At 45.1% G+C, this 13,226-nt stretch carries 14 protein-coding genes and 1 pseudogene; 9 read left to right on the top strand and 6 right to left on the bottom strand.

The window, feature by feature from the left end:
* Nucleotides 1-3 precede the first annotated feature (3 nt).
* Entirely contained in the window at nucleotides 4-999 is a 996-nt protein-coding gene (locus tag EHO57_RS08805; protein ID WP_135646679.1) for a TerC/Alx family metal homeostasis membrane protein, read from the bottom strand.
* A 104-nt stretch (nucleotides 1,000-1,103) separates the two neighbouring features.
* Between EHO57_RS08805 and EHO57_RS08800 the strand changes: the two genes are divergently transcribed.
* From EHO57_RS08800 to EHO57_RS08770, 7 genes are all read left to right on the top strand, one after another.
* On the top strand, nucleotides 1,104-1,730 hold the full coding sequence (locus EHO57_RS08800; protein ID WP_135646678.1) for a lysoplasmalogenase: 627 nt from the start codon (nucleotides 1,104-1,106) through the stop codon (nucleotides 1,728-1,730).
* 65 nt (nucleotides 1,731-1,795) lie between these two features.
* Complete coding sequence (locus EHO57_RS08795) at nucleotides 1,796-2,524, top strand: ferritin-like domain-containing protein (protein WP_135646677.1); 729 nt, start codon at nucleotides 1,796-1,798, stop codon at nucleotides 2,522-2,524.
* A gap of 87 nt (nucleotides 2,525-2,611) precedes the next feature.
* A complete protein-coding gene (locus EHO57_RS08790; protein ID WP_135646676.1) occupies nucleotides 2,612-3,757 on the top strand; it encodes an aminotransferase class V-fold PLP-dependent enzyme in 1,146 nt (381 codons plus the stop codon).
* Nucleotides 3,758-3,759: 2 nt separating this feature from the next.
* The gene (locus EHO57_RS08785; protein ID WP_135646675.1) at nucleotides 3,760-4,725 is read left to right on the top strand and encodes a bile acid:sodium symporter family protein; all 966 of its coding nucleotides are present in this window, start codon (nucleotides 3,760-3,762) and stop codon (nucleotides 4,723-4,725) included.
* Nucleotides 4,726-4,851: 126 nt separating this feature from the next.
* Nucleotides 4,852-5,004 (top strand): 50S ribosomal protein L33, encoded by a 153-nt coding sequence (gene rpmG / locus EHO57_RS08780; RefSeq protein WP_010514486.1) that lies wholly within the window; start codon nucleotides 4,852-4,854, stop codon nucleotides 5,002-5,004.
* Nucleotides 5,005-5,015: 11 nt separating this feature from the next.
* A complete protein-coding gene (locus EHO57_RS08775; protein ID WP_135646674.1) occupies nucleotides 5,016-5,468 on the top strand; it encodes a TraR/DksA family transcriptional regulator in 453 nt (150 codons plus the stop codon).
* A 154-nt stretch (nucleotides 5,469-5,622) separates the two neighbouring features.
* The gene (locus tag EHO57_RS08770) at nucleotides 5,623-7,590 is read left to right on the top strand and encodes a hypothetical protein (RefSeq protein ID WP_135646739.1); all 1,968 of its coding nucleotides are present in this window, start codon (nucleotides 5,623-5,625) and stop codon (nucleotides 7,588-7,590) included.
* Here the strand turns inward: EHO57_RS08770 and EHO57_RS08765 are convergent.
* The 5 genes and pseudogenes from EHO57_RS08765 to EHO57_RS08745 form a co-directional block, all read right to left on the bottom strand.
* Nucleotides 7,588-7,767, bottom strand: a pseudogene (locus EHO57_RS08765) (type II toxin-antitoxin system PemK/MazF family toxin); the annotation flags it as partial. The gene EHO57_RS08770 and the pseudogene EHO57_RS08765 overlap by 3 nt on opposite strands.
* On the bottom strand, nucleotides 7,761-8,009 hold the full coding sequence (locus EHO57_RS08760) for an AbrB/MazE/SpoVT family DNA-binding domain-containing protein (protein WP_135646672.1): 249 nt from the start codon (nucleotides 8,007-8,009) through the stop codon (nucleotides 7,761-7,763). The pseudogene EHO57_RS08765 and the gene EHO57_RS08760, both read right to left, overlap by 7 nt.
* A gap of 51 nt (nucleotides 8,010-8,060) precedes the next feature.
* Nucleotides 8,061-9,404, bottom strand: a complete 1,344-nt coding sequence (locus EHO57_RS08755) for a PrsW family glutamic-type intramembrane protease (RefSeq protein ID WP_135646671.1) — start codon at nucleotides 9,402-9,404, stop codon at nucleotides 8,061-8,063.
* 74 nt (nucleotides 9,405-9,478) lie between these two features.
* Nucleotides 9,479-11,422: an LruC domain-containing protein gene (locus EHO57_RS08750; protein ID WP_135646670.1), complete on the bottom strand. Its 1,944-nt coding sequence runs from the start codon at nucleotides 11,420-11,422 to the stop codon at nucleotides 9,479-9,481.
* A gap of 56 nt (nucleotides 11,423-11,478) precedes the next feature.
* Nucleotides 11,479-12,210: a ubiquinone/menaquinone biosynthesis methyltransferase gene (locus EHO57_RS08745; RefSeq protein ID WP_135646738.1), complete on the bottom strand. Its 732-nt coding sequence runs from the start codon at nucleotides 12,208-12,210 to the stop codon at nucleotides 11,479-11,481.
* 135 nt (nucleotides 12,211-12,345) lie between these two features.
* Here EHO57_RS08745 and EHO57_RS08740 point away from each other — a divergent pair, with 135 nt between their 5' ends.
* Both EHO57_RS08740 and EHO57_RS08735 read left to right on the top strand, forming a co-directional pair.
* The gene (locus EHO57_RS08740; protein ID WP_135646669.1) at nucleotides 12,346-12,828 is read left to right on the top strand and encodes a MotA/TolQ/ExbB proton channel family protein; all 483 of its coding nucleotides are present in this window, start codon (nucleotides 12,346-12,348) and stop codon (nucleotides 12,826-12,828) included.
* Entirely contained in the window at nucleotides 12,825-13,223 is a 399-nt protein-coding gene (locus tag EHO57_RS08735) for an ExbD/TolR family protein (RefSeq protein WP_135646668.1), read from the top strand. The genes EHO57_RS08740 and EHO57_RS08735 overlap by 4 nt, the downstream gene beginning before the upstream one ends.
* Nucleotides 13,224-13,226: the final 3 nt, after the last annotated feature.

The raw sequence follows: 13,226 nt of genomic DNA, 5'->3' as shown, positions 1-13,226 counted from the left end.
CGCCTACGGACGTTCCTTTTTTGTCTGCATGTAATGGGGAAGGGAGACTAGGATTGAGATCACTAAGGTAGCCAGGATCACGATCAAAGAAAGTTCGATAGAGACATGGATCACTCTTCCGAACAAGTAACCTGAGAAAGAAGGAAGAAGAAGCTTCACTCCCACAAACGCAAGAAGAAGTGCCACTCCCTTCTTCAAATGTACGAACAGTTCCATCACTCCTCCTAAGAGGAAGAACAAGGATCTAAGACCTAAAATGGCGAACACATTCGAAGTATAGATGATAAAACTGTCTTGGGTAATTGAGAAGATCGCAGGAATGGAATCCACCGCAAAAAGAATATCACTGAACTCCACCACGATCAAAATGAGGAAGGTAGAAGTGAAGACGTGTTTGCCATGCTCTTTCACCATGAACTTTTCCGGATGGAAGGTATGAGTCATCGGTAGGATCTTCTTGGCATACATAAGAAGTTTCATCTTCTCCGGATCGAACTCATCCTCCTCTTCCTTATGAAAGAACATCTTCCAAGCGGAATATAAAAGGAGAAGTCCGAACAGATAGAGGATCCATTCGAAACGGGAAACAAGTTCCGCACCGGAGAAGATCATGATCGCTCTAAAGATAAGTGCGCCAATAATCCCCCATTTCAAGATCATGGGTTGGTGCTGAGCCGATATCCGGAACTTCGCGAAGATCATGATGAACACAAAAAGGTTATCAACGGAAAGAGAATATTCTAGAAGATATCCCGCTAGGAATTCCAGAGTCTTTTCTTTCGCGAGTCCCGGTTGGTTCGGATCTTGGTGAAAGATATAAACAAGCAGGGCAAAGCTGAAGGCCAGAGTCACCCAGAACATAGTCCAGTAGCCAGACTCTCGGATAGAGAGCTTATGTGCCTTTTTATTTAGAACAAATAGATCTAAATAGATCAAAAGGCCTACCAGAACGGAAAAAATCAGAAAAAGTGTAGAATCTTTTTGGCTAAACGAAATCATCGCAGCTTCTGAGGAAGGAAAAACTGTCCTCGAAAGACAGGTTCCTCGGTTCGATCTGGAAGACAATCCCAAATCGACTTGGATGGAGTATTCAAAAGCTAGTTATGATTTACATTGCATTCCCAATTTTAGCCCTTTTTCATTTGGTAGTAGTCGCATATTGGCCCGATGTGTTTCTACTTCGTTTGTTTTCTAAGATAGCGCCCATCGTTCTTCTTATTGTGAGCAGTGTTTGGGAAGAAAAATGGAAAACGAGAGCAGGGATCTGGCTCGTCATCGGTTTGGTGTTCTCATTGATCGGGGATACCTTCTTGGCTCTTCCGGATAATTACTTCGTTCTTGGACTCGGAAGTTTTCTGATCGCGCAGGTTTCCTATGCGATCTGTTTCTCCATCGGGAACCCTGTACATTTGATTCGACTCTTTCCTTTCCTGATCTTCGGTGCTGGATATTATTCCTGGTTGCTTCCAGGGATCGGAGCCGCATTGCAAATCCCCGTAGCGGTTTACGTGACAGCCATCTGCATTATGGGATGGAGATCCACAGCTCGGGAAGTTTCTCCTAGAGATCGGATCCTCGGAATTCTAGGTGCTTTGAGTTTCATACTTTCCGATTCCCTGATCGCTTTAGGACAATTCACTTCGGTCCGACTTCCTCTTCATGGCGTTTGGATCATGGGAACGTATTATTTGGCTCAGGTACTTATTTATCTTTCTCAAGAAGAAGAATAATTGAAAAAAATATTATTGAACGAGCTTGAAAATCCCCTAGAATTGTCGCGACCGGAGTATGCAGAATGACTATTAAACCCTTAAAAGAAACTACTTTCTTGGAAGCAGTAGCCGCCGCCATCCAACATGAAAAAGACTACTTCGAATTCTACATGAATACGTACGAAAAGCTTCCTCCAGGAAGAACTAGAGAACTATTTGAAAATCTAGCGGAAGAAGTAGACGAGCATATCAAATTCATCCAAGAAGTATACGAGGTCGCAGAGGGATCCGAGCTCCCTAACCTGAAGCAGTTAGCCGCAATCCATAAGTTCCATCAGACTACCATTCAAAAGATCATGAATAAGGTGGAGCGCACCATTACCGGTTCCGGTTCCAAAGATGCTCATGAAGCATTGGAGCTGGCAATCCGAGAAGCGGAGAACTCGGTCGCATTCTATGAGAAACTGACTACCAAGTTCGACGATGAGAATATTAAATTATTGTTCAGTAAGCTAATGGATTATAATCACAATTATCAATCCTTACTCGAAGCTGAGTTGAACTCTTTCGACCAAACTAGCTCCGGAAGGGGGGCCTATTTCTGGGACGAGCAAGCGGAAGAAGTTGCCAAGGCGACCCAAACCCCTTCTAAGGCTGCTAAAAGCCTGAAGCCGGTAAAGGCAAAGAAACCTGCACCTAAGAAAGCGGCGAAAAAGGCTCCTGCTAAAAAAGCAAAGGTAGTCGCTAAGAAGAAGACTTCTCCTAAGAAAGCTGCACCCAAGAAAAAGGCCGCTGCTAAGAAAAAAAGATAAGAACTAGAGAGCCGGGAAGCTGATGTTTCCCGGTTTCGGGCGAAAAAAAAGTTTTCGCTCTTAGCATCCGATCCAAGTTGGACCCAGATGAAAACGACTCAGAGTCCGGATTGGGCGAGAATACAACATCTATATCCCGTAAATCGGGAAATGATCTGGCTGAATAATTGCGGGACCACTCCTGCCAACACGGATACGCTCCACGCGGTAAATGAATACTTGCAAGGGTATGCAGCGCATGGAGGACAGACAGATGTTCGTCGCTATCCTAGCGTTAAAAAAGCGATCCGAAGCATACTCGCAGAACTTCTGGGCGTAGACACAGAGGAACTTTCTTTGATCCATCATACAAACGAGGGGATCGGATTCATTTCCTTGGGACTTCGGCTGAAAGCGGGAGATCGGATCCTGCTCTTGGAAAACGAATATCCATCTAATATTTATCCTTGGGAGCATTGGAAAGAAAAAGGGGTCTCTATCTCTTTTGTGCCGATGGCAGAAACTCCCGAGGCATTCCTAGAAAATTTAAAATCCACTATCACTCCCGACGTGCGTGTCGTGAGCCTCTCAGCAGTACATTGGTGCACGGGCATGCCTTTCCCTTTGGAGGAAATAGGTTCTCTTCTCTCCGAGAAGGGGATCGAATTCGTATTGGATGGAGCCCAGGGAGTGGGACTTCTTCCGGTCCGCCCAAGAGAAATGGGGATTTCTTATATGGCATTCCCTGCTTGGAAATGGTTGCTTGGACCCTTGGGGCTTGGAGTTCTATACGTTGCCAAAGAAAAGCTGGAAGGATTGAGTTTCCCTTTCAAGGGAACCGGTTCCGTGGTCAACGACGAGGTTTATCTGCCATACAGAGAAGAATTGAAAGGCACAGACCGTTATGAGATCTCCACAGTGAATTTCATCGACTGGGTATACTTCCAATCTACATTAGAAATGTTGCATACGATAGGATTCCATAATTCCATGGAAAGGATCTACGAGCTTGCGGATTATCTTTCCGACAAGCTGAGAGACGCCGGTTGGAAACTTGCCTCGGACCATTTCCCTGATTTCAAGACAGGCATTGTGGTCGCTGAGAAGGATGGACTCTCTATGGAGAATACGGTCTCTTCTCTCAAGAAGAACGGGGTCATGTGTGCGCTTCGCTTAGGAAGGGTTCGCTTTTCCCCTCATATCTACCTGGCCAAGGAACAATTGGACCGAGTAGTGGAACTTCTTTCCAGGTAATCGTGGCAAGGGTCTTAGAAAAAGCAGCCTTACTCTTTCCTCTATGGGTGATCATCGGAGTTACGATCACTTGGATCTTCCCGACGGCTCTGGTTTGGTTCAAGGGACCTTGGATCACTTATAGCTTAGGGCTTACCATGCTCGGAATGGGAATCAGTTTGAGGACGGAGGATTTCACTCGGGTCTTCCAGGCGCCTAAACCCATTTTGATCGGAGTGATCGGACAATATACGATCATGCCTCTTACCGGATGGGTCTTGGGGAATTTCTTTCAGTTACCGACTCCTCTGGCCATCGGGATCATTGTGGTCTCCTGCTGTCCCGGCGGTGTGGCTTCTAATGTGATCTCTTTCTTAGCTCGAGGGGATTTGGCGCTTTCGGTTACTATGACTGCGATCTCCACGGTGCTCTCCGTAGTGATGACTCCTCTTCTTACCTTGTTTTTAGCGGGGAATAGTGTGGGAGCAAACGCTCTCGGATTATTTTTGGATACGATCCAAGTAGTGATCCTTCCTGTGATCCTAGGTATTTTATTAAATCGTTATACACCCAGATTCGCAGAGAAGGTAAAGATCATCTCTCCTCTCGTGGCAGTACTCTTAATTACTCTGATCGTCGCTTCCATCATAGGTTCCGGAAAAGAAGCGGTGATCCGTTCTGGATTGCATCTGATCTTCTGCGTATTCCTGCTCCATATTTCGGGTTACTTTTTTGGCTACTGGGTGGCATTTCTGGGAACCCGTTCTTTTATCGTTGCCAGGACTGTTTCGATCGAAGTGGGAATGCAAAACAGCGGTTTGGGAGCGGTTTTAGCTCGAAATAATTTTTCCGACCCGTTGGTCGCTATTCCGGCTGCGATCTCCAGTTTGGTGCATTCTTTAATCGGAAGCGTTCTGGCGGGGATCTGGCGTAGGTCCATTCCTGGTGGATTCGAGGAAAAAACGCAGTTGCAAAGCGATCTTCCTTGATTTTTAGAATCTCTTTTTTTTTATAGCATAATCAAGCTCTGTGGGCCGGGGAGAGGGTGGAAAAATTCCGTCTAAATCCTAGAAAGCCTGTTTCAGACTTAAACTTAGCTAAGAGAATCATTCGTCATGAGAGAGATCATTAAGCTTTCTTGCCAGGTTTGTAAGAAAAATTCTTACTTCCAAACAAAGAATAAAAAGGCGAAATCCGAGAAATTGGTAACGAAAAAATTCTGTAAATTTTGCCGCGCACACGTCGAACATAAGGAATCCAAGGTATAATCCCAAACCAGATGGTAGCTAAAAAAGCCGCATACGATAAAAAGGTCCTGACTGAGATCACGGACCTTCTAATGGAGAGAAAAAACTCTCTATTGGAGAAGTATGCAAAATGGGAAGACAATAGCAAACCATCCGGTTTAAAGGAAATGGGAGATATCGCTGACATCGCCTCGGAAATTAACGAGGAGATGTTGAGTTCCGTTCTTACCGAATCCGAGATAGACACCATTCGAGAGATTGATGTCGCTCTGGAAAAGATTGAGGACGGTTCTTACGGTATTTGCGAAGGGACAGGTAAAAAAATTCCTCTCGCCCGATTGAAAGCCATTCCCTGGACTCGTTACACTGTAGAATACGCCGAAGCGGTTTCCAAGCACAAGGCTTCCGGCAAAAAAAGTCCTTTGTCCGCGACTCTGACGGGAACGTACAAAATCCCTTCTGATCCGGATTCCCTGGACGATTAATCCAAATCTTATATTCCATCCGATTTTTTTAGATTGAAATCTCCTCGTTTTCGGCGAGCATTTCCAATTCGTGCCAAATCTTTTCGCCCGATTGAGGCCTCTTAGAACTCCTACTTTTCTTACCCTTATATTAACGGTGATCTTGTCTTACGTATTGTTGCGTTGGACCTTGCTTGTGCGAGACCCGGATGGAAATCTAGGCATCGTTTGGATCCAATTCTTAGCGGGGATGATCCCGAATTTGCATCATCGCAAATCGGGTAGGATCTTTACCGCTGCATTTGCTCTTCTTTCCCCTGGGCTCCTATTATATGGAGAAGGGGGATATCTTTATCTTTCCGCATTGTTCTCCGGAGCGGTCTTCGGGATCTTTCTGAGACAGTATGTATCCACTTTTTATGCGCATACGGCAAACGACGACGATCCTGTTTTAAGATATTTTTATATAAACCGTCCTTATAAGAATTCCTTGGAGTTTACTAAGAATCCTAAGACAGGGTTCTTACTCATCGGTGTCTTTTTACTATTCGATCGATTGCTTGCGTATTTCGGAACGGACCCCATCACTTCTTGGATTCTTCCCGATCTGGAATATTCCGCTGGGATCTCTTCTAAGTATGCATTCGCACTTACTTTGGATGGAATTGGATCTTGGCTTTCCGCATTACTCTATTTCCTTGCAGAAGAAACCAGTTCTCATGACACCGATCCCCCCGGCAAACATTGGAAGACTGGGATCACTGCTGGGTTTACAGCAAATCTGATCTTGGGAGCCATGCAAGGACTCGCTCCGGAAACAGACTTTCCTTTCACCGCTGGAAATGCGGAGACATTCGGAGTGTCCGGCTTCTTTCCGGATGCGGCTTCCTTCGGATTAGGAATGCCCATTCTGTTTGGATTCTTCTTCTATCAGATCCATAGTCGCAACTGGCGCAGATTCTCTCGAGCTATCTTGAGTATCGCTGTCTTCTTGGCTCTCGGTCTTGCGGGAAGGTACCAGAGCACTGGTTATTGGCTTCTTCTTATTTTCCAAACCGCTTTAGTAGTAGGACTCTCTTACCAAAGAAGTTTCCGAAATCCTATCCTAAAGTATTCCTTCATTCCGATTGTGATCCTGGGAACCTGTGCGGTGCTTGCGGGTGTCTATATGATCGGGGGAATGGACTGGTCCTTTACCTCTTGGCAATTACTTCGTGAAGATGCGTCTAACGCATGGGTGAAGGGAAAGACATTCTCTAAATTCCTGGAATTCTTCTGGAAGGACGGATGGATCCAGACTCTTTCCGCTTGGAATTGGTGGAAAGAAATGCCTTTCTTCGGACAGGGATTCGGAGGGTTTGCACTGCATTGGATAGAATCCGGTCCTAGAGGAGGATATCCTGCAAACGGGATCCAAGACTTCGGACTTACTTCCTGGATCTTTTTGCTAAGCGAAGGAGGATTACTCTTCTTCCTTTTATTCTTTGTTTGGGTCGGTTTAGAAGCGTATACAAGGTCCAATTATTGGTTCTTGCCGTTGCTCTTTTTCCCGGTTTGCTTTTTCGAGCCTTGGACCGGAGGTGCGGGAATTTTGGCCTTCTTCTTGATTTGGCTTTTAAGTTCCTCGGCGGCCTCTACGAATACATTGCCGAAATGGTGGATGATCCCTGCATTTAATTTAGTCTGTCTCGTTTTTGGACTCGCACTCACAGTGAGATCTTTCGTAAAACTTTCTTCTCAATTGCAAGGACCTGAGTTCCGCTACGAAGAAAGAAAGACCTACCAACTCTCTGCTAAAGCAAAGAATGTGGAGAAACTAGGAGCGAGATTCCATAGCTTCCGTTCTGGCGCTTCTTGGATCTTGGGCGATAAGGGAAATATCAGTTTACGTATCGCTTTGGACGAAGGGCCTAAACCAGGAAAACCGGTCTATATTCGTTGGATCTTCTCTGACCAAAACGGAGTGGAATTGCAATCCAGGAATACTCCTTTGACTAGCATCGCAAGCCAAGTCGGATTAGGAGTTCCCGGCGGAGCCAAATTCTTAACGGCAAAGGTCCTGAGAACTACTTGGTATCAGGCCGGGCCTTCTGAGTTCTTTATTTCTACGGAAGACTTTGACGGATTGAATCGGATTCGCTAGATCTATCCTCGTAGGATAATGGCGGGATTTAGTTGTCATCGGAGCAATGATAATTGTGCCGATGGAATGGTTCATCTCATTCGGGGAAACCACCAAGCAAGGTCGGGACTTTTTGATCTCATGCCCGACTGTAGGATCTAAGTTGATTAGATAAACTTCATATTGCGATATTACCATTCCCAATCCTTATCGGAGAGATCCATTGAATCGGAAATGAGTAGAGTATCGTCTTTATGATCGGCCATAGCCTTGAATTGATTTTCCCATCCTTGTCTGGGTTTGGATTTCAATGGAACCACGATAAGTTTATTTTTTTCCACTATCAGATCCACCTCATCCTCAATTTGGCATTCAACTAGGACAGTTTTAGGAATTCTGATTCCTTTTGAATTACCAATTTGTACAATTGCGGCCTTCATGGTAATTATAATGTAATTACAAAAAGGAATGTCGATGCAAAAAATGGAGGACTAGCGGAAAACTGCTTCCATTGCATTTCTATACTGTTGTTTGATCCGAATGAACCATCTCCAGGATAGGAGTCCCCAAGGAATTCGGGAAAATCTGTACAAGGCACCACTTTCATGATTCGGATCATTCTCTCTGAAATTCTTCCATATAGGGACTACTTGGATCTTCTCGAAACTCTTCCCCGCAATATAAAAGGAAACGAATGTTTCTCGGTTGAGTTCCGGTTCTCGGATCACAGGGGAATAGAATCCTTTTCTAGAAAGAGAGTAGGCCAAGCTAGGCTCTTCTTCTCCTTCTGTGCCTAGATTCACGGAAAGAAAGAGAGGGATTTTCAATATCCTTTCTCTAAAGAAAGAGGGATTTATGAGTCCTCTTACCAAGAATAGAAATCCGAGCCAGGCAGGATATTCCATGAACAAGGTGATGAATTCCAAAGAACTAATATTCTCCAGATAGTTTGGGATCTGTTCCGGAACGAACAGATAGAAGTTCAAACAGAATAGAGGAATACCGAAAAGGAATACGGAGATTATGGCTCTTCCTAAAGAAAGATCTCTGAGTAAGGGAATGTTTTGGATGTTTTCATCGGATTGTGCGGCTCTCAACCAGGAATCGTATCGGGAGAATTTTCGGATCATTGCGTAGTCGTCTAGAAATAGGTTTTCCGACTGCAATAATTCGAATGGGAGTGTGATCTCTGCTTGTACTACGATCAATTCCAAGGTCAAAAAGGAAAGGCCCAGGATCAACGGGATCATAACCGTTCCCAATCCGCCTTCTAACAATAGGAAATTATAAAGACCGTGTAGAAGTACTAAAAATAGGATGGAAAGGGAAAAGTCCAATCCGGAGAGATTTCCCTTTCGAGATTGCAATGTTTGTAATATAAAAAATCCTAATATACCTCCGGAGAATGTATGAAACGGAAGGGAAGTCCCGGATCTTAATATTCCCGGCCAAAAGTCCAGTTGGAAAGAATAGAAAACATTCTCTATGCAACCGAAGCTTACGCCTACAGTGAGCCCGAAATACAGACCGTCCGCTAGATTGGATGAGGTCTTTTCCTTTTTAAGAAATAGATAGATGAGGATCGCCTTGGCAGCTTCTTCGGGTAAGGCCCCTAATAAAACGGCTCGGTAGAACGGATGATAAGCCTCGAATAGATCGGATACTCCGATCTCCCAGGCGAGGGCGATGCCAGTGGCTATCATTCCATAAGAAAAAGCTAATATTGTGAAAGTCTTTCCTTGTCCGGCATAGTAGGTCTTACGATAGAAATCCCAATAGAACCAAGCGGCAAGGATAGCAGCTGCAGGTTTGAAAAGGATCAGCCAATCATTCATAAAAAAAGCACCGCCCGACAAGTTTAGGCGATGCCCTTAGTTCCGCAACTTTTAGAGTCGGGAAAAACTGGATTCTAGATGGTCAGGCTCTGTCTTCTTCGCAAGAAGAAGATTGCGATCGCGCCTGCGATCACTAAACCGATTGCATAGAATATCGCAAATTTCTTTACCGATAAGAATAGATAACCTACGATACTGCTAGTGCTCGGCACTGGGAAGACCTTAGAATCGTTGGTCACATCGAAATACCAAGTTTTATAATTTGCTCCGCCGGAAGATACCCAGGAAACGAATTCAGCATAACCGGTTTGGGATGGATTTCTGATATCGTAGCCTTCGTACGGATACTTCCAAGGACCCGGCATGATGATTGCCCAAGGGAACCCAGTCGAATCCAGATATTTGTCCGTTCCATTTGCGTTCTTATACAAACCTGGGAAATGGATCTGCTGGTTGGTATTGATCACGTATGCGAACAGATCGTATGGGAAGGAACCTAGTTGGCTCCTGCTTACCGGCGAGTCGAATACGATCTCTAATTTTGCGATAAAGCCTGGTTTGAATACGTCCCCAGGATGCACGTTTTGCCCACGGATCGTCTTATTCGAGTCAGGAAAGATCTGATAACCGGACTTTAAGGAGTCGGCAGTAACGGAAACAGTATTGGTTGCTACCTCTACTTTCCCGTCCGCTTGGGTCAGGGAATATGTTATGGAAGCTCCAACGTTAACCGGCAGTTTGATATACAGTTGGTGTTTATAACCGGCACCTTTTGCCACGTGTTGGTAAACACCTCTCAATCGAACGATATTTCCTTGCGCGTTCAGATCTTCTTCATTCTTGAATTGGATCACATAATCGTTTAAGTCCGCATCTCCTGCAGAAGGGTAGAGATCTTCGAATGCTAGAGTAAATACTCCGTCATTCGGATAAGCCACTTCTGTGGAGCGGGTGGCGTCGTTCGGATAAATATCTGTTTCGTCAGGAACTCCGTCTCCGTCCGCATCCGCAATTTGCACGGTGGGAAGAGTGACCGCATAACGGATGGTCCGATTGATCCCAAGAATATCCTGTAAGCTGATGTATTGGGAAATAGAGTCTCCTCCTATGGAGATATCGATGGTGATATTTCCGACAGAAGTAGGAACTGTCAGGGATCCGCTTACTTTTCCGGAAGAATCGGACACTCCTTGGAAGAGTATATTATTATTCTCATCGTATACGAGGACAGTCGCTCCGGCAACAGAACGTGAGTCCTTATCCACTACAGTCAAGTTCAGCGGGATGTTGATCGTGGTATTATAATTGAAAGCGGAGGTTCCTGTAGGATCTTCTACGACTACCACTGCAACGGTAGGAGTCCCCGAACTGTTAGAGCCTGTATTCGAAGTGTTAGGATCTGAATTAGGGGTACTGCCTGAACCAGTGTCCGTCGAACTTCCGCTCGTATTAGAAGCTGTGGAATTATCGGAAGAAGAACTTCCGGAAGAGGAGGAAGAATCCGAACCGGAGTTAGAGGATCCGGAGCTTGCATTGCTACTCGTGGAGTTGGATCCTGATGAACCAGTACTGTTCGAATTGTCAGCCGATGAATTTGAAGAGTTAGAGGCATTAGAACCGGAAGAAGATCCCGAATTATTAGAAGAGTCATCTCCACTGCCTGAACCTGCGTTGGAACTATTGGAGGAAGTTTGATCGGAAGAATTTGTCCCTGAGTTAGAACTTGTATCTCCAGAGGATTGGTTGGAGCCAGAACTAGAATTACCAGAATCGGTATTTCCAGAGGATCCGGATGATCCAGAAGGATCGGTCGGTGTTCCTGAACTAGGAGTTGTTGTTGGATTTCCGGAACCATCTCCTGGAACAAATACTACTCCGGGACTTCCGCTGTTTCCAGGGACTCCGCTTCCGCTATGTGGATTTCCTAAGAAGAAGAAAGGAAATAGAAGGCCTTTTTTCTTATGCGTACAATTATAAGTAAACCCCAGGATCAGGGCGAAGGCTAGAAATCTTCTCATCGAATACATCCCAAAACTATCTCTTTAGGGTAGGAGACGGGTTTTAGGGAAGAATACTACGATAGAATGGGCTTTTTTGCAATATGTAAGACTGCGTTTCCGAACACAAAATTGGTATAACGCACCTTCTCAAAGCCTAAGGCACCTAGTTTTTGTTTTAGGCTCTCTTGGTCCGGATAATAGAGGGAAGATACGGGAAGGTAATCGAACATATCGTTCTTCCCTCCCCAGAGAATATAACCGAATATTGGCACGATCCGAAAGAAATAGAAATTCGCAAACCATCGAATGATCGGGTTTTTTACCTTTCCCACGTCCAGATTTGCAAAGACACCGCCGGGTTTTAAAACTCGTAGTATCTCCGACAAGGCTTTGTCCAAATGGTTCACATTTCTAAGTCCAAACCCGATACTGACCGCGTCCAGACTTTCGCTTGGTACATTAGAAAGATGGGTGGCATCCCCGATCTCGACCTTGGCTCTTCCATTTTGGATCGGGATCTGCAGTCTATTCTGAGCGACTGCTAGCATTTTTTCGGAGAAGTCCAGGCTCAATAAGGATTCAACCCTGGGCGATCTTTCCAAACGAACCGAGATATCTCCCGTGCCGCAGCAAAGATCCAGAACTCGGATGGGACCTTGGACTTCTTTCTCAATCTCCCGAACCATTCTGTTTTTCCAAGCTCGGTGTAGGAAGAAGCTATTCCAATCGTTGAATCGATCGTACTTACTTGCGATCTTATCGAAGTTTTCTCGGACGAAGCTTGCCTTCGTTTCTTGAGAAGGCATTTGGAAGGAGCTCATTTTCCCTTAGGATTTTGCGGTTTCTTCAGAGTGCAAGAGGGATTTAGGATTTTGTTCGGATGACAGATCCGATTGTTTCGGCGAACCTGGATCAGATACTCTAAGGAATTTGGAACAACTATGAGTGGGAATTTTTTGCATGGATGGGATTGGGTCTCCACCTTGATCGGGCTTCTATCCGTTTGGAATCTTGGGACTTTTTTGCATGTTTGGAGCATTCTCCCAAAGAGAAGAAAGTCCCTGCTCACAGATTTTTTAGAAACGAAAGACGTTTCGATTTGGGAAGAGAAACTGTCCGCAGTCTTGTTCCCGATAGAAACAAAGCTTTCTTGGATCAAACATCTAGCGAGTATCGCCACCATGCTGGGATTGCTAGGTACCGTGCTCGGGATCTCCGAAGCGTTTTCTTCTTTGCAAGCTGCAGGAACAGTGAGCCTGGATGCGTTTGCCGGTGGGATCAAACTCGCACTAGTGACTACGATCCTAGGATTGTCAGTAGCCATTCCTTCCTTATTTGCATATCAATTCTTGAAACATAGGGTTTTGGATCTGGAAAGAGAAGCCCTTTCCTGGTTGAAGATCCCTCCCACGGATTCTATATGAGAAAATCCTTATTAAAGGACGAAGATGTCGGGATCGATCTTACTAGCTTCATCGATGTAGTTTTCATTCTTCTTATTTTCGTAATGCTTGCCGTGAGTTTCCGAAAAGAGATCCGCTCCATTCCATTGGAGCTCCCTAAGATAGGCCAAGGAGAAGATCCCAAAGGAGAAAGGGTGGAATTCGCCTTATTGGGAGAAGGACAATTCTCGCTGAACGGAGAAAGATTCGATAAAGCCGGAATAGAATCTAAGCTCAGATCGGGATTCGTGAAAGGGAAAGAGGTCCGATTCTTTGCGGGAGAATCCGCAAGTTATGGAGAAACCGTGAGAACTTTGGATCTGCTTAGGAGATCGGGGACTTCTTCCTTAGAGCTTGCAGTGCAAGGAGCAAAGTAAGTA

Origin of the sequence: Leptospira langatensis, assembly GCF_004770615.1 — a bacterium.
GTDB lineage: Bacteria > Spirochaetota > Leptospiria > Leptospirales > Leptospiraceae > Leptospira_B > Leptospira_B langatensis.
The sequence above is the reverse complement of the archived record's forward strand: the minus strand, read 5'-3'. Positions and strand labels throughout refer to the sequence as shown.